Source organism: Paenibacillus nanensis (assembly GCF_003583765.1).
In the GTDB taxonomy this organism is placed as follows: domain Bacteria; phylum Bacillota; class Bacilli; order Paenibacillales; family Paenibacillaceae; genus Pristimantibacillus; species Pristimantibacillus nanensis.
Map to the genome: position 1 here is coordinate 216,525 of NZ_QXQA01000010.1, position 17,354 is coordinate 233,878.

Sequence of the window (17,354 nt, forward strand, 5' to 3'; positions counted from 1 at the left end):
ATGGTTCGGCTCTTTGGCGTTCACGCATCTTGAAGCTTACAGACTCCAAATGCGGTACAAGATGACGGCCGCTTCGGCACGAGTGAGCATGTCGTTCGGCGCGATTTTTCCGTTCTTGCCGTTTACGATCCCGGCCTCCGTCAGGGCCGCGGCGCTGTCTAATGCGTATTCGGCAATCGTATCCGCGTCAGCGTAGGCGCTCAAAGCATCGGAGCCTTTCAGCTGTATGCCTGCCGCAGCCAGCGCGCGCGCCGTCAGCGCCATCATGTCTTGGCGGGAGATCGGCTGATCCGGCTTGAAGGTTCCATCGCCATAACCGGCGGCAATTCCGAGCTCTGCGGCGATGACCAATTCCTCGTAATAATAGCCTGTTGCTTGCACATCGCTGAACATCGCTTCATTCTCGCCGGAAGCTTGCAGCTCCAGCGCTCGCACCAAGAGGGCGATGAAATCCGCTCTTTTAATCGCATGATGCGGCGAGAAGCTGTCCGCGGATGTTCCTTTGACCACATCGCGGGCCGCCATCGCTTCGATAGCCTGCTTCGCCCACGGCACGTCATGCAGATCTCCGAAGGATTTCACAACGGAGGCTACCGCATAGGTGCTGAAATGGGTCGTTTTGAAAATAACCGCGCCAGTTGCCTTGTTATATCGGCCGTTCGGAATCGGTGTGACGTCGCCGTTGTCCGCGATATACCATACCACAATTGAATCCGGATGGCTGAGCTCTTCCTCTGTCGGCGTGTATGGAACGGAAATCGTGACAGGGGCATCCGGATTGTTCCAAGCGATAGTCTCATTCCCGACAACGACGCTCAAATCCAATACAGGGCGGTCGCCGATTTGCTCGCGAGTCGCGGCATCAAGCCCGTCTGTAGGTGCCTTGGCTACGCGGATGGATACTTGCTCCCCGTTTGCCGGCACATTGGACAGCATGTTGCTTGGAATCTCGATCGTTCCGTTACCGGTCTTCACCGAAAGAATAAAGCGGTCTTGACCTTTCAAGCTTTGCGAAGGCAATTGCACCTCGTACGCGTTCGCGTTAGCCTGGCTTGGCACCTCAATGGCGATTTGCTTGATGCCGCCATCTCCCGAAGAAGCCAGCTCCAGCGCTTTTTTCAGATTTTCGCCCGAAACATGACCGATTACACGGTTGCCGTCGTTCTTCACTTCAGGCTTAATCGTCACGCTGCCGTCCTTCTGCTCGACGCTGCCCGCAGGCGGAGTGTATCCGCCTCCGATAGAGCCGCTTGGCGTATCGGAATTGTCGGTAAGCGTCAGTACGCCGAATACGGACGTGTCTTGATAGCCTTGACCCGTCGTATCGTTCCAGGACGCGGCGCTTTGACGGGCGCCGTTCTTGCCGTCGTTGATCTGCACGTCAAAACCAAGCTTTGTGCCTTTAGCCGGCGTCACGTCGTTCAACGGTATTTTTAATTCAACCGTATAGTTCGTGCCCGAGACTTTGGCAGCCGATACAAAGCCCTCCGCGATGCTGGCCGGATTGAAGGACGTTTCATTGTCATAGTTGACTCTGTATTGGCCGTCATCTTCCTGGTAGGACGTGGTTTTCCCGTTGTTCTGATCCAGGAACACTTCAACGGAATCCTGTTCCCAAGGGTTCGCGCTGGTTTTGTCCAGCTCGGCGTTGCTGACCTCGAATAGAACATACAGGTAGTCGTTATCCCAGAGCGCCTTCGCCGTTCCGTTTGCGCCCTGCCAAGCCATTTGGTACCGGTTAATCGGAATGGAAGCCGTCTGGCTCCAGATGCCGTCAATCGTACCGTCTATGACCGGCGTTCCGAATTTGGCCGTCGTTTGATTAACGCTGCCCGCCTCCGGCGGATTCTCCGCGATGAACGTATCCGGGTCGATGACACCGTGATAGGCCGGTTTGGCTTTCAAGTCCTTGTCGAACAGCAGCGGGCTTTGGGAAGCTCTCCAGCTTGTAGCGTCGTTCAGTCCCCAGAACGTAACCCGCGCAATGTGATCGGCATACTTCTTATAAATCTTCATGAGCTGAGCGTACAGGTAGCCTTGCGCCTTCGCCTGCTTATCCGACAGCTCCGAGTCGGCTCCAGCCGTTATGTCGATCTCCGTCACGCTGACTTCTACTCCTAAGTCGATAAACCTTTTTAACGACGCTTCCACATTTTCCGGCTTCGTGTTGAGGTTATAGTGCGCCTGCATGCCGACGCCGTCGATGAGCAGCTTGCCGTCATTTTCCGCCGCGTACTTGTCGTTAAGCTCTTTGACCATATTGGCGATAGCCGTCGCTTTGTTCTGATTATCATCGTTATAGTCGTTGTAGTACAGTTTTATGTCGTCCCATTCCGGATGCGCGTCAAGCACTTCCCTTGCGATCAGGAATGCCTGCTCCACGTAGTCGTCCCCGATTGCGGCTTTCCACGGGGAATTGCGCAGAGACGCTTTCCAATCCGCCGGGTTAGGCGGGTTGTCGTTCATCGCCTCGTTGACCACATCCCATGAGATGACCTTATCGCCGAAATGCTCCATAACCGTCTCAATATGCGTCCGCAAATTTTCAAGAGCGGTGTCGCGGCTGAGCGGAGTCGTACCGTCCGCCTCCGTGCTTAGCCACAACGGCATTTGCTGATGCCATACGAGCACGTGGCCGTGCAGCAGGAGGCCTTGCTCCTCGATTGCGGCGACGAGCTCGTCTTCCGCGGTAAAGTCGAATTGTCTGTTCGAATCGTAGGCATAGTCCGGCTTCATCGCGTTTTCGGCGGTGACGACATTGTGATGCATCTTCAGCAGCTCAAGCCTCACGCCGCTCAAATCAGCCGAAGATACGGCGTTTCCGATCAGGAAATCGTCCTGATACTGATCTTTGATCGGCACCAGATCCTTCTCGATCTCGACCGGGCCGGAGCCTGTGCTTTCAAAGCTGATATCGTCAATATAGAAGGAGGCCGTGCTGTTGTTCGAGCTTTCTACGTAGATGGTTAAAAACTCGTCGCTGACGCTGGTGTACCGATACGTTCCTTCGTACAGCACCCAGCCGTCGCTCGTGCTGATCGTTTTGGCTGTCAGGTTGTTGTAGCTTGGGCTTGCGCTGCCGACCTGGGTGGACAGCTGCAGCTGCGAGCTTTCAGGCGATATCAGCTTCACCCAGACTGAAATTTTATACTCGTAGCCTTTATCCACATATTTCTCGACACGAAGAGCGGGGCCATGCCAAGTGTTAGAACGGTTCTCCACCTTCAAGGCGTACGAACCGCCTTCGGTATGATTGGCCTCGTTGGTGATCGTCAACGTTTCCGTGCCTGCTCTGCCTTCAAAGCCGCCAAGCTCTTCATTCTCGAATGTGATCGTATTGAAATCTTGAGCCGGCGGTCTCGGTGGCTCTTCTTCGCCGCCGCCGGAGGAGGCCTTCTCGGTGATGCGAATATCTCCAATGTAGAACGGAACGGTTTTGCCGTCTTCGCTCGATTGCACGCGCAGGGCGGAATCTTTGCCGGTATCGACGGTAAATTCCTTTGTCAGCGTAAAAGCGGACCCGGCGGCGAAATCTGCCCCTGCCAGGAACGTGTAGCTGTTTACCGTTTGCAGATAGGCTTGAGCGCCCTCTGGGATGGTCACGTCCTCATCGACAAAGCCCGTAACGGTTGCCGTGTAGGTTTTGCCGTTCTCAAGGCCGATATCGGCGAATTTGAAATCAGCCGCATCCCAAGTGTTCGCTCTGTTGCTCACATATAAAGCGGCGCCGTCGTCATTGCCTGCGAATGCTTTGCCGGTGACTGGAGTCAGGCTTGCGCCGCCCGATTGCGTTGCAAGTCCGTTCCCGCTCGCGAAGGACTCATGATAAACTTCCCGTTCCGCCGCAGCAGCTTTTTTGGCCGTAATGAGGATATCACCGATATAGAACGGCACCGACTTCCCATCCTCGCTCGATTGAACGCGGATGGCGGAATCTTTGCTGGTGTCGACGGTAAATTCTTTCGTCATGGTAAAAGCCGATCCGGCTGCAAAATCCGCGCCGGCCAGCCAGCTGTAGCTGTTTACCGTTTGGAGATAGGCTTGGGCGCCTTCAGGGACGTTCACGTCCGCGTCGACATAGCCCGTCACGGTAACCGTGTAGGTTTTGCCGTTCTCCAGACCGATATCGGCGAACTTAAAGTCGGCCGCATCCCAAGTGTTCGCTCTGCTGCTTACGTACAGTGCTCCGCCGTCGTCATTGCCCGCGAATACTTTGTCGGTCACAGGCGTCAAGCTTGCGCTTCCCGATTGTGCGGCCAGACCCTTGCCGGCGGCAAAGGTTTCATGGTAGACGGTTACCGTATCCGTATCCGGCTCCTCCGCCGGCGCCGGTCCGCCGACCATTGCCGCGAACTGGCTCAAGGTTGTGCTTCTCATCATATAATGACGGCCCATCGCGAAGTCGCCTTGATTCGGATAACCTACTTTTAAGGCGTATTTGATGCCATTCTCCTGCGCCGCAGCCTCGGCGTCCGCGTTAAAGGCGCCGTATGGATAGGCCATGAGGATAGGATCATTGCCCGTGATGCCCTTCAAATAAGCATTTGCCGCGGAAATTTCTTCCGCAGCCTGTTCTTTGGTTATGCTGCTCGTCCAAAGCGACTGGTTATGCGTCTTGGAATGGTTCTGCAGGCTGACGCTAGGCTCATCCGCGAGCGCTTCTAATTGCGTTGCGGTCATGCTGTAGCCGCCGCCGATCCAATCGCTGATAACAAATTGAACGGAATGCATGCCATATTGCTTTAATACCGGAAGCGCATGCGTCACGAAATCAGGCGTCGCGTCGTCGAACGTCAGCAGTATCGGTTTATCCGGAGCCTCTTCGGTTCCTTCGAGGATGCTGACATACTGTTCGGCGGACAACGTGTCATAACCGTTGTCATTCAAGTATTTCATTTGCTTGTTGAAGTTTTCTGCGCTTGTATGGGTCCAGTCGTCCGTCGCGTTTTCTACAATCCGATGATACAGAATAACCGGAATTTCTGGATCTGCGGCTTCCGCGGCCGGCGCGAACCAGCCTGACGGGATAAGCAAAGCGGCCGTTAGAAAAACGGTGACAGCTTGCCTCAGCTTTCTACTCATGGATACGCATTCCCCCTCGTTAATGTGGTTAAGCGCTTTCATAAAAATGAAAGCATTTACATCGTATTACACCAACGCATGCGGAACTACCCTAGAGAACTTAGAAGTTGCTGTAAAAACTATACAATTTTTTTGTCGAATGACGGAAAAGCGTATTTCAACCTAAAAAAACTGCCCATTCGGCCTGCGAAAGGACAGTTTTGATAAGAATACCGGCTAATTATCCAGCCATCTCCTCAATATAATCTTGTGCCGATCCTTGAGCGCGTCAAATTGTTTTTTGCGGTGGCCGTTCGCGCCTGAAGGATGGGGGAAGTCGAGCAGGCAGCGGTTAAGCAGCGCTTCACCGCCGGCGGGCTCGTCCTCCGCGATCCGCCTCAGCACGTCGGAGACGGACTTGCCAAGAGGTATAATGACGGCGTCCGGCACGGCCGACAGCTGCTCCGCGAAGTCGGCGAGCGCGTAGCGGCGGATTAATGGGGACGATAGCATTTTCGGCTGGTGGCCTGTATAATTATCTCCTTTGTTGAAGAGGGGGTAACGGATGACGGAAGTGGTATGCAGCAGCTCCGCATGCCCGCCGAACAGCTCCCCGCTATCGTCAATCCCAAGAAGCGCGTGCAGCTGCAGCTCGTTCAGCATGGCGATCAGATTGACGCGCATCGAGCCCGCAAAGCTGGCGACCGCCTTCGCCCGGCGGTCGATGTCTGCATGCGGCACGCCTGCCATCAGATCGTCCTTGGCTTGGCGAAGCGATAACGACATCTGCGTAAAGCCCGGCGTAATGCCGACGATCATGACTTTTGCGGCCGTGTTGATATAATCATAAGGGGCATAATACAGCTCCAAGCTGTTTTCGGTTTCCATCAGAAGCGTAGGAATAAGCAGATCCTCTCTTCGCCAGGACCGGTCGGGAAGCTGTCTAATGGCTTCTTGATAGTCGGCGATACGTGACCCGTTCATTACAGATTCCCCTTCGTTTCCGGCAGATTTCCGCTTTTCACCAATTGCCTGTAGCGCTTCGGCGACATGCCGTTCTCCCGTTTGAACATGCTGCAGAATTGGGCGTCATTTACGAAACCGGCATCGAGGGCGATCTCCGAGACGAGCTTATCGGGATGAAGGAGCAGCGAAGATTTGGCGTAATTGAGCCGCTTGATATACAAATATTGAAGCGGGGCGACGCCATACTTTTCTTTGAATAAATGGCGGAATCGACCGTAGCTGTAGCCGGCCAAGTCGGCCAAAGCCGGAATCGATATTTTTTGGCGGAAATGCTCATCCATATAGTTCAGCACATATTGCATACGGTCGGTTTGCTGCTTCAGCGGCTTCTTGGTCCCAATATGCCGCAGGAGATGAATGGCCAGCCCGCCGGCCATCAGGTTCAGCATGTCCGAGAAGTCCTCGCGCTGCTGCATGAATTCATCCTTCATCCGGAGCAAAATCGTCTCGATGGAACGCTTCTCATCGTCCTCGTAAAGCCCGGACAAATTCGCAAGCCCTTCCCGGTCGCTGAAAAAGCCGACGAAGAGGACGTCGGACTCCGCCGCATGCAGCTCGTCATGCTCGACGAATGGCGTCACAAGCGCAAAGGTATGCTCCCGAAACGAATAAAACTCCTTGCCGATTCGGGTCTCCCCGCTGCCGTAGTAATAGACGAGCTCGTAGCATTCATGGAAATGGGGAGGGATGTAATGGTGTTCCCGGCGTTTCGAAAAAAAGAGAAAGTCCAGCTTGTTCACGGGTGGGTACCTCCAATTATCGTAGCCAAATCATATAAAAAACATGATCGAATTCAGATAAAAATACCGAGCTTCATTTGCTACAATCATAGCATAGAAAGAATCAAATCATAAACTTTCCGGAATATGCCGCAGACCATTGCGGCGGGGAAAGCGCATCCATTATGAGAACATTTGAGGGGGAGAAACAATGAAACGCAGTTTTTTGGCTATGATGCTGGCAGCGGTGATGCTATTGGCGGCGGCCTGCGGCAACAACGGCGGCAACAACGGCGGCTCGAACGCCGGCGAGACGAACGCAGACGCGAATACCGGTTCGGGGACGAAATCCGATCAATTGAAGGTCGTCCTGCTTATTCCGGGGACACTGGGGGACAAGTCCTTCTTCGACGCGGCGAACAGCGGTTTGACGCAAGTGCGCGATGTTTTGCAAGCTGATACGAAAGTGATCGAGATGGGCGTGGACACCAGCAAATGGGAGCCGACCTTTAACTCCGTAGCGGCTCAGGACTGGGACGTCATCATTTCCGGCGGATCGCAAATTACGGAGCTTCTGAATGCGACGGCGGAACAGCATCCTGATAAAAAATTCATCAACTACGACACGGATATTCCGGAGACGGCTTCGAACGTGTATGCCATCTCTTATGCGACGAACGAGGTATCCTTCCTGGCGGGCGCCGCTGCGGCGTTAACCAGCGTATCCGATATGCCGAATGTCAACGCGGACAAAAAAATCGGCTTCCTGGGCGGGATGGATATTCCAGGCATCAACCAATTCCTGGTCGGTTATATTGAAGGCGCGAAATACGCGGTGCCTGACATCAAGGTAGCGGTATCCTATGCGGGCGATTTCGCCGATCCGGGCAAAGGCAAGGAGCTGTCGCTGCTGCAGTACAACTCCGGCGTAGACGTTATCTTCAACGTTGCGGGCGGTACAGGCCTTGGCGTGTTCGACGCGGCGAAGGAAAAAAGCCAATATGCCGTAGGCGTCGATTCCGACCAAGCGGCTATGATTGCCGACAGCGACGAGGATAAAGCGAATCTGATCATCACTTCCGCGGTGAAAAAGATTGACCAAGCGATTCTGCGCGCGGTTCGCGGCATCCAAGCGGGTACGCTGGAGATGGGCAAGCTGGAGACAGTCGGCTTGAAAGAAGATGGCGTAGGCATTGTGCGCAACAGCATTTTCGAATCCGTTGTTTCCGAGGACGTAAAAGCACAAGTGCTAGAGGTGGAGAAAAAGCTGATCGCAGGCGAAATCGAAGTGAGCAACGCGATCGGCATGGAAACTTCCGAGATCGAGCAAATCCGGAATGCCGTTAAGCCATAACCCTAGCTTACAATAGGATAATGTTTAGGCAAATGCAGGGAGTTCTTCGCAAGCGGAGAATTCCCTTCATGCTATCGGGCCCAAGCGCAGCCGATATTCACGCATTCTACCACGATATCGCGGGCAAGGAGAGAAGAACCAATGCAGCCACAATTGCTGGAAATGCGCAAGATTACAAAAGTATACCCGAACGGCGTCGCGGCAAACCGGAACGTTGATTTCGCGCTGCAGGAAGGCGAAATTCACGCCGTAGCGGGGGAGAACGGGGCAGGCAAGTCCACGCTAATGAAAATTTTATTCGGCATGGAGGAGCCAAGCGAGGGCGAAATTTTGCTGAGAGGCGAACGAGTCCGCTTTCAAACCCCGCAGGACGCGATCGGCAAAGGAATCGGCATGGTTCACCAGCATTTCATGCTTGTGCCGTCCTTTACGGTTGCCGAAAACATGGTGCTCGGCATGGAGCCTAAGAAAGGGCTCGGCATTCATGTCGAGGAAGCGGTCCGGATGACGCAGGAGCTCTCCGATAAATACCAGCTCGCCGTCGATCCGACGGCAAAGGTGGAGAGCTTGTCTGTCGGCATGAAGCAAAAAGTGGAAATTTTGAAAGCGCTCATACGGGGCGCCAAAATTCTTATTTTGGACGAGCCGACGGCCGTTTTGACGCCTCAGGAGACGGAGGAGCTGTTCAAGCAGCTGCTGACGCTGAAGCGCGAAGGCCATACGATCGTGTTTATCTCGCACAAGCTGAAGGAAGTGAAGGCGATCTGCGACCGCATTACGATTATGCGGAGCGGAACGACTGCCGGCGTATTTGATATGGCGGATATTACCGAACAGGAAATTTCGAGGCTGATGGTCGGCCGGGATGTTGTGCTTAAGTACAACAAGGAGGAAATTTTCTATGGTCCGCCGGTGCTGCGAGTGAGCGGACTAACCTATGTGAACGCGCTGGGCAAAAAGGCGCTTAACGATATCTCGCTCACCGTTAGAGCGGGTGAAATCGTAGGCATCGCCGGCGTGGAAGGGAACGGCCAGGCCGAGCTGGTCAAAGCGCTGACCGGCGGCTTGGAAGGCAAGCGGCAGGGCAGCGCCGCGGTTAACGGCTCGGAAATCGGGAATGCCGATATGCGGGCGATCCGCGAGCTCGGCGTATCCTACGTCCCCGAAGACCGGATGAGCCAAGGCGCGGCGAAGGAGGAAAGCATCTCCGACAATATCATCTCCACGCGTTACCGGAACGGAGAGTGGAACCGCGGGTTGTTTCTGCGGGGCAAAAAAATCGTCAAGCTGGCGGAAAAGCTCATTGAAGATTTCAAAGTCCGCTGCTCGGGACCCGCTCAGCCGATCGGCATGCTGTCGGGAGGCAATATGCAGAAGGTGATCGTGGCGAGGGAATGCTCAACCGATCCGATTCTGCTTATCGCGGAGCAGCCGACGCGCGGTGTGGACGTTGGCGCGGCGCAGCTCGTGCATCAGAAGCTGCTTGAGATGAGAAGCCGCAACTGCGCGATTTTGCTGATTTCCGCCGATTTAAATGAAATTATGGAGCTGAGCGATACGCTTCATGTCATGTACGGAGGCGAGCTCGTCGCGAAGTTCGACAAGCCGTCTAAGGTGACGGAGGAGGAGCTTGGCCTGTATATGCTGGGCTTGAAAAATCAACACTCGACTGAAGAGAGGGGCGGAGCTACCGATGCTGAAATACTTTGACGCGATCCGAACGCTTCTCTCCGTTGCAATAGCGCTTGTCATCGCGTTTATCATCATCGCGTTCATCAGCGACGATCCGATCGGGACCATCGGCATCTTCATTACGGGACCGCTGGCTTCTTCGGCCCAGATCGGCAATGTGGTCGAAATCGCGATCCCGCTCATGTTTACGGGATTATCGGTGGTGCTTCTGTTCCGCGCAGGCCTGTTTAATCTCGGGGCGGAAGGCTTGTTTTATATATCGGGGCTGGTTGCGGCCGTTATCGCCATCTATTGGAGCATGAATGCGATGATCCATCCGGCTGTCGCCATCCTTGCGGGATCTGCGGTCGGGGCGCTTCTGTCGGCGATTCCCGGCATTATGAAGGCGAAATGGAATGCCGACGTGCTCGTAACCTCGCTCATGTTCAACAGCATTCTGGCCGGCATCGGGCTTTATTTCCTGAACTATCATCTCAGGGACGCGGCCGCTTTTGCGAACGTATCCTACAAGTTCCAAGAAACCGCGCGGCTAGAGACGATTATTCCGGGCACGCGGATTCATACCGGCTTGATTCTGGTTCTGCTCTGCATTTTGGCGACGCACTATTTCATGTACCATACGCGGTGGGGCTATGAGCTTCGCATGACAGGCTCGAACCGCTCGTTCGCCGAGTTCTCCGGCATTAAGACGGGCAGGGTCATCGTTACGGTCCATCTCATCGCCGGCTTCCTCGCGGGGATGGGCGGCTCGGTGGAGATGCTCGGCATGTATGCGAGATTCCAATGGACGGACTTGCCGGGCTACGGTCTCGACGGCGCGCTTATTGCGCTTCTTGCGAAGAACAATCCGCTGTCGGTTATCGGGGCGGCGCTGTTCCTGGCCTATATCCGGGTCGGCGCGGACCAAATGGCCATCCTATCCGACGTGCCCGCGGAGCTTATATCGATTATTCAAGCCATTATCATATTGCTCATCTCTGCGGAGCAGTTCCTGAAAATGTGGAAGAACCGACAACTGCTGAAGGAGGCGGAGAAACTTGGATAGCTTCTGGAGCGTCATCTTCTCGACCGATTTTGCTTTCTCCGTGCTTCGCGTTACGACGCCGATCCTGCTGGCTGCGCTGGGCGCATTGATTTCGAATAAAGCCGGCATCGTCAATATCGGCATGGAAGGCACGATGCTGACGGGCGCGCTTACCGGCGTTATCGTCAGCGCCTATACGGGCAGCGCTTGGGTCGGCTTATTGGGGGCCGTCATGTCAGGCATTCTGCTCTCGGCGGTGCTCGCTTATTTTACGCTGAAAATCAAAACGCATATTATACTCGGCGGTATCGCCATCAACATGTTCGCTTCGGGAGGCACGGTCTTTATTCTGTATATGGTCAGCGGAGATAAGGGCACCTCGACATCGCTTCAAAGCAAGGTGCTGCCGAATCTGCACATCCCTCTGCTGCAGGATATTCCGGTGCTGGGCCCGATCCTGTCCGGCCATAACGTGCTGACTTACATCTCTTTGCTGGCCGTAGCGGGCGTCTATTATTTGCTGAAACGAACGCCGCTTGGGCTGCAGCTCCGCTCGGTGGGCGAGAATCCGCAGGCCGCGCAGTCCGTAGGCATCAGCGTTGTCAAAATTCAAACGATCGCTTTGCTGTTAAGCGGCTTCTTCGCGTCCCTCGGCGGCGCGTTTATGTCAATGGGGTATCTGTCCTTGTTCACGAGAGACATGACCGCGGGAAGGGGCTGGATCGCGATCGCCGCGGAGGCGCTGGGCGGCGGCAGCACGGTTGGAACCTTTGTTGCGTCGCTGATCTTCGGCGCGACGAACGCGATGGCGAACGCGCTGCAAATATTGAAAATTCCGAGCGAGCTGGTCGCGACGTTCCCGTATGCGGCGACGGTTATCGGGTTGCTTGTCTACGCAATCGCGGAGACAAGGCGAAAGAAAAAGAAAAACAGCTAAGGAGAGACTGACATATGGTTCGAATCATTTTGGATACAGACATCGGAAGCGATGTGGACGACGCGATGGCGCTTGCGCTTGCCATGCATTCTCCCGAGATTATCATCGAAGGGGTCACGACCGTATACGGCAACGTGGACCTGCGGGCCAAAATGGCGCGGAAGATGCTGCAATACGGCAAAAGGGAGGACGTGCGCGTCTATGCGGGCCTCAACAAGACGCTTCTTGATAACCGCGACATATGGATGGCGGGTCATGAAGGCGACGGTCTGCTCGCAGAGGACGACCAGCTTGTCTATGAGGATCGCCACGCGGTTGACTTCATCATCGATACGGTAATGAGCAATCCCGGCGAAATCACGCTTGTCGCCATCGGGCCCCTGACCAATATTGCCGCCTGCCTGATCCGCGAGCCGCGCATCGCGCAGACGGTGAAGGAAATCGTCATTATGGGCGGCGTTACCCGGCTTGGCGATAACGGGCTGCATATGCGGATCGTCGAGCACAACATCGTCTGCGATCCGGAAGCGGCTTCGCTGGTGTTCCGGAGCGGAGCGCCGATCGTGATGGCCGGTCTGGACGTCACGCTCAAAGTGACGATTACGGAGGAGGAACGCCGGCAGCTTCATGAGACGGGGGATCCTTTAAATATGTCGCTGGCGCGGATGATCGGCAAATGGTTCGAATTTGCGAAGGAAGAAATCTCCTATATGCATGATCCGCTGACGATCGCGCTGCTGGTCGACCGCACGCTCGTGCGGACCGAGCGCATGAATATACGCGTGGAATACGACCATCGTCCTCAGACCGGTCAGACGATTGCGACGCTTGATCCGTCGGGCAATGTGAGCGTCTGCCTTGACGTCGATCATAAGAGAGCGGTCGCGCTTCTAATGGAACGACTGACGGCCGGCCGGACAAGGAGCTTGCGATGAAACGCCCGAAAATTGCGGTCATCGGGAGCATGAATATGGATATCGTTGTGAAGGCGTCGCGTTTTCCCGCCGGGGGCGAGACGATACAGGGCGATGAAATCCATTTTATTCCCGGGGGCAAAGGAGCCAATCAAGCCGTCGCGCTTGCGCGTCTCGGCGCGGATGTGTCGATGATCGGAGCGGTCGGCCTTGACAGCTTCGGCAGGACGCTGCTTGCGGCGATGGCGGACAGCGGCGTAAACGGCGATTATATTAAAATGACGGAGCGGGCTCCGACGGGCACGGCGTCCATTACGCTGACGCCCGAGGACAACAGCATCGTCATCGTGCAAGGGGCCAACGCCGAGCTGCGGAACGAAGACATCCGGGCAGCCGAACCGGTCATCGCGGCTGCCGACGCCGTGCTGCTTCAGCTGGAAATCCCGCTTGCAGCGGTCGAATACGCCGTGAAGCTTGCGAGCAAGCACGGCAAACGGATCGTTCTCAACCCGGCGCCGGCGAGGGAATTGCCGGAGGAGCTGTTAAGACGCGTCCACTATATTACGCCGAACCGGACGGAGCTTGAGCTGCTGACCGGAGCTGCTCCAAGCGGCGGTCTCGAAGGCCGCTCCTTGGAGGAATCGGTCGACGCGCTGCTGGCGAAGGGATGCGGCTGCGTCGTCACGACGCTGGGCGCGGAAGGCGCCGCGTGGAAGAAGAAGGACGGCGGGCTTATGCGGCAAGCGGCGCACCGGATGGAGGTTGCGGATACGACCGGAGCGGGCGACGCGTTCAACGCGGGGCTGGCTTACGGCATTTGCGCCGGATATGACACCGCCGAATCGGTTGCGTTCGCGGCCAAAGTATCGGCGCTTGCGGTTACGAAGTTCGGCGCTCAGGATGGCATGCCGACCATGTCCGAGGTCGAAGCGTACTTCAATAGGCGTTAAGAACAGGGAACCGGAGGGCAACTTAGTGGAACATGTGAAAAAGATGATCATTGATGCGGATACAGGAATTGACGATGCGCTTGCCATCCTGTACGCGCTTAAGTCTCCTAGTATTAAGGTGGAAGGCATTACAACCGTATTCGGCAACATTAGCGTCGATCGCGCGACCGACAACACGCTGCGGATCATTCGGCTCGCGCAGGCGCCTTATGACGTGCCGGTCGTTCGCGGCGCGGCACAGCCGCTCGAAAGAGGGATGCCGGAGTTCGCTACTCATGTCCATGGCATGAACGGCATCGGCGATGCGGAGATTCCGCCGTCCAGCCAAGAGGCGCTAAGCGAGCGGGCGGATGATTTCATCATTCGCAAATCCAAGGAGCTGGAAGGCGAGCTTATTGTTGTAACCCTTGGCCGATTGACGAACTTGGCGCTGGCTGTGACGAAGGAGCCTGATCTCGCCAAGCGGATCAAGCATGTCTATGTGATGGGAGGCGCGGTCAGCGTCCCCGGCAATGTGACGCCCGTATCGGAAGCGAACATTTGGGGAGACCCGGAGGCGGCCGATATCGTCTTCACTTCCGGACTTCCGGTTACGATGGTCGGGCTCGACGTCACGATGAAAACCTTGCTGACGGGACAGCATCTGGACCAGCTGATGCGCTTCCGGCAAGAGGGAAATAGCGAGGTTATCGATTTTATTCGCGAATCCCACCGTTATTATTTCGACTTTTACCGGACGAGCAATTCCTTTATCGATGCTGCGCCGATTCACGATCCATTAACGGTGCTGGTAGCGGAGGATCCTTCCCTCGTTACGATCCAGAGGATGAAGGTGTCCGTCGTGTGCGACAGCGAGCTGTGCGCGGGCATGACCGTTGCCGATCTGCGGCGCCGTTCGTTAGCCGGGACGGACATTGCAGTCTGTACGGACGTGAATGCCTCATTGGCGGTGGACCGATTGCTGAGTCCGTTCGTGAGTTAGCGGAGCCTGCCTTTTTGCAATAAGAATCTAAGAAGCCGTTCCAGGGCATGCTGCCAGGGAACGGCTTCTTGGCGTCTGCTCGAAGATGTTCAGGCACGGCGGCGTTCAGGATTGAAAAATAATCGATAGAAGCCGGCGCCGCATAGTCCGGGAGCCGAAAAAAAGGTATGATGAATCTTACATACATACGGGTTTTGAGGAGGGTTCGACTTGACGAGGTACATCGACCAGTTTATACGGAACGAGAAGGAGCGGGAACGAGCGGCAATGGCGGAGGAGCTGGCAGCGCGGTTTGCGGAGAGGGCCGCAAGGCATGACCGCGAAGGGTCTTTTCCATTCGAAAATTTCGCCGACTTGAAGGAGGCCGGTTACTTGAAGCTGACGGTTCCCGCCGAGTTTGGCGGGGACGGCATTTCCTTGTATGAGCTCGTCTTGCTGCAGGAGAGGCTGGCTTACGGCGACGGGGCTACCGCGCTTGCCGTTGGCTGGCATTTAGGTCAAGTGTTTCATTTCAGCGTGGCAGACAAGTGGCCGCGCAGCTTGTTTGCCGAATTGTGCGAGTCGGTTGTGCGGGACGGAACAATGATTAACACGTTCGCCAGCGAAGCGGCGACGGGCAGCCCCAGCCGGGGCGGCAAACCGGAGACGGTCGCGGTTCACGCGGACGGCGGCTACTGGCTGACGGGCCGCAAAACGTTCAGCACGCTCTCCCCGATATTGGATCGGTTCGTCGTAACGGCTTATGTTCCGAACGAGAACGCGGTGAGCGAGTTTCTGGTCCGCCGGACGGAACAGGTCAAGCTCGTCGAAACCTGGGATACGCTCGGGATGCGCGCGACCGGCAGTCATGACGTCGTGCTCGAAGGGGCGTTCGTCCCGGAGAGCGACAGAATAAAAGGGAAGGAAGTCAACGACGGCGGCGGATGGCTGCTGCATATACCCGCATGTTATATGGGCATCGCGATGGCGGCAAGGGATTATGCGCTCGAGTATGCCCGTACCTATCAGCCGAATTACCTCGACAAACCGATCGCGTCCTTGCCCGCCGTTCAGCAAACGATCGGCGAGATGGAGGCTGAGCTGCGCACCGCCAGAACATTGCTCTATGCCGCAGCAGACCGTTGGGACAGGGAGGCTGAGCAGCGGCCGTCTCTCAAGCCCGAGCTGGGGCTTGCGAAGTATACCGTCACCAACCATGCCATCCGGATTGTAGATAAGGCGATGCGCATTGTCGGCGGCGCCAGCTTGGCAAAGAGCTGCCCGCTTGAGCGGTATTACCGCGACGTTCGCGCCGGTCTTCATAACCCGCCGATGGACAGCTCGGTTATTCAGACGCTGGCGGCCGCCGCTCTTGAAGAGGGCTCAAGCAGGCAAGACTGCAGCTTCTAAAGGGCTAAAACAAGTGATGGGGGCTTCTCCGCGGAACCCTTCGGTCACCGGCTAGAAAATATTCGTCATTGCCGAAATAAGATAAGGCCTCTTCGTCCGGGAGCCATACCCATTCGTCAATTTCCGTTTGGCAGCGGTGAGCGCGGAAGGCCGCGAGCTTCGTTCGGTTATGCGCGCTAACGTCGATTTTGACGACGTCTTTGCGCGTATAGCCGAACCTCTCCGGATGGGCCATCGCATTCCCGAATGTAATGAAATATAGTCCGCCCTCGCCGCCGCACCGCAAATAAGCGTTGGTCGCGGCTTTGCCGATCGCGCAATGGTCCGGGTGACCGCCGAGCGTCTCGTGGAAGGTGAGCACGGCGTCGGGTTCGATTTCTTTTATGAGCGCTTCAATTCGGGCTTCCAATAGGGCTGCGTCACAGAATTCAACCGTCTTGTCGCGAATGTCGAAGAAATGGAGCCGGGCAATGCCTAAAATGCCGCAAGCCTCTCGCAGCTCGGCCTCTCTGGCGGCCGGCATTGTCTCTCGGTTCAAATAGGGCGGGTTGCCCATGCGTCTGCCCATTTCCCCGCGGGTCGCGCTTACCAGCGTAATCTCGGCCCCTTCATGCGCATACTTCGCGAGTGTGCCCCCGCAAATAAAGGTCTCATCGTCCGGATGGGCGAATACCGCAAGCAGCTTCCGGCGTTTGTTCCGGTCTTCCGTCTTCATTCGGGGAACGGCTCCTTTCCGAGATGCAGGGCGACATTCATGCGGCCGCGGTCGTCGAAGCCTGCCAGCAGAAGCCGGCCGTCCGCGTCCAGATCGTAATGGGTAAGGGCTTCCGCGCGAAGCCAGCCGTGCCCGTCGAAACGAAGAGCGGCCCGGTACGGTCCTTCTCCCGCGAGGTAAGCGTGCGTCACGTGAACTTTGAAGTTGCGGACGAACATATAAGACGTGCTTTCGCTGTGGATGAAGGCCTCCGCTCCTACAAACGCCTGCAGCGCGGATTCGACCTTCGATGTATGGATGGGAATCATGATGTCGTGCGCTCCCTTCAAGAAATAGTGGTGGTTCCCTCATCTTAGCATAGAGAAGCGTAATGTCACAGACGATTCGCCGACGGACAGTAATCGTCACAGAAGGCTCAGCGTCCTTCCGGTACACATGAAAAAAACCGTCCTCCAAAGGACGGCCAGGCTGTCGAGAAAGTCTCGACAGCCTTTCATATGTTTAATTATTTTAAGACGACACCGCGTTAATGTTGTATAATATAATTAACAATAACTGAACGGTAGGTGTCGCTGATGCTGCGATCTAATC

13 protein-coding genes are annotated in these 17,354 nt (G+C 55.9%); 8 read left to right on the forward strand and 5 right to left on the reverse strand.

Translation table 11 applies throughout. The annotated features are described in order from the left end of the window. Nucleotides 1-36: 36 nt before the first annotated feature. The 3 genes from D3P08_RS16765 to D3P08_RS16775 form a co-directional block, all read right to left on the reverse strand. Nucleotides 37-5,082: an endo-1,4-beta-xylanase gene (locus D3P08_RS16765; RefSeq protein ID WP_162848510.1), complete on the reverse strand. Its 5,046-nt coding sequence runs from the start codon at nt 5,080-5,082 to the stop codon at nt 37-39. A gap of 216 nt (nt 5,083-5,298) precedes the next feature. Then, on the reverse strand, nt 5,299-6,045 hold the full coding sequence (locus D3P08_RS16770) for a hypothetical protein (protein WP_119600851.1): 747 nt from the start codon (nt 6,043-6,045) through the stop codon (nt 5,299-5,301). Further along, nucleotides 6,045-6,827: a helix-turn-helix transcriptional regulator gene (locus D3P08_RS16775; protein ID WP_119600852.1), complete on the reverse strand. Its 783-nt coding sequence runs from the start codon at nt 6,825-6,827 to the stop codon at nt 6,045-6,047. The genes D3P08_RS16770 and D3P08_RS16775 overlap by 1 nt, the downstream gene beginning before the upstream one ends. Nucleotides 6,828-7,017: 190 nt before the next feature. Between D3P08_RS16775 and D3P08_RS16780 the strand changes: the two genes are divergently transcribed. The 8 genes from D3P08_RS16780 to D3P08_RS16815 all read left to right on the forward strand — a co-directional run bounded on the left by D3P08_RS16780 (nt 7,018) and on the right by D3P08_RS16815 (nt 16,048). After that, on the forward strand, nt 7,018-8,160 hold the full coding sequence (locus tag D3P08_RS16780; protein ID WP_119600853.1) for a BMP family ABC transporter substrate-binding protein: 1,143 nt from the start codon (nt 7,018-7,020) through the stop codon (nt 8,158-8,160). Between the two features lie 141 nt (nt 8,161-8,301). Next, the gene (locus D3P08_RS16785; RefSeq protein ID WP_119600854.1) at nt 8,302-9,870 is read left to right on the forward strand and encodes an ABC transporter ATP-binding protein; all 1,569 of its coding nucleotides are present in this window, start codon (nt 8,302-8,304) and stop codon (nt 9,868-9,870) included. Then, on the forward strand, nt 9,854-10,897 hold the full coding sequence (locus D3P08_RS16790; protein WP_119600855.1) for an ABC transporter permease: 1,044 nt from the start codon (nt 9,854-9,856) through the stop codon (nt 10,895-10,897). Before D3P08_RS16785 ends, D3P08_RS16790 begins: the two co-directional genes overlap by 17 nt. Beyond that, on the forward strand, nt 10,890-11,813 hold the full coding sequence (locus D3P08_RS16795; protein WP_119600856.1) for an ABC transporter permease: 924 nt from the start codon (nt 10,890-10,892) through the stop codon (nt 11,811-11,813). The genes D3P08_RS16790 and D3P08_RS16795 overlap by 8 nt, the downstream gene beginning before the upstream one ends. A gap of 14 nt (nt 11,814-11,827) precedes the next feature. Continuing rightward, on the forward strand, nt 11,828-12,748 hold the full coding sequence (locus D3P08_RS16800) for a nucleoside hydrolase (protein ID WP_119600857.1): 921 nt from the start codon (nt 11,828-11,830) through the stop codon (nt 12,746-12,748). Then, nucleotides 12,745-13,677, forward strand: coding sequence for a ribokinase (rbsK, locus tag D3P08_RS16805; protein ID WP_119600858.1), 933 nt, complete (start codon nt 12,745-12,747; stop codon nt 13,675-13,677). The genes D3P08_RS16800 and rbsK overlap by 4 nt, the downstream gene beginning before the upstream one ends. Nucleotides 13,678-13,702: 25 nt before the next feature. After that, nucleotides 13,703-14,659 (forward strand): nucleoside hydrolase, encoded by a 957-nt coding sequence (locus D3P08_RS16810; protein WP_240647583.1) that lies wholly within the window; start codon nt 13,703-13,705, stop codon nt 14,657-14,659. Nucleotides 14,660-14,869: 210 nt separating this feature from the next. Further along, on the forward strand, nt 14,870-16,048 hold the full coding sequence (locus D3P08_RS16815) for an acyl-CoA dehydrogenase family protein (RefSeq protein WP_119600860.1): 1,179 nt from the start codon (nt 14,870-14,872) through the stop codon (nt 16,046-16,048). Nucleotides 16,049-16,052: 4 nt separating this feature from the next. Here the strand turns inward: D3P08_RS16815 and D3P08_RS16820 are convergent, their stop codons facing one another. Both D3P08_RS16820 and D3P08_RS16825 read right to left on the reverse strand, forming a co-directional pair. Further along, nucleotides 16,053-16,763, reverse strand: coding sequence for a PIG-L family deacetylase (locus tag D3P08_RS16820; RefSeq protein WP_119600861.1), 711 nt, complete (start codon nt 16,761-16,763; stop codon nt 16,053-16,055). Beyond that, nucleotides 16,760-17,071, reverse strand: a complete 312-nt coding sequence (locus tag D3P08_RS16825; protein ID WP_119600862.1) for a DUF1806 family protein — start codon at nt 17,069-17,071, stop codon at nt 16,760-16,762. Before D3P08_RS16825 ends, D3P08_RS16820 begins: the two co-directional genes overlap by 4 nt. Nucleotides 17,072-17,354: the final 283 nt, after the last annotated feature.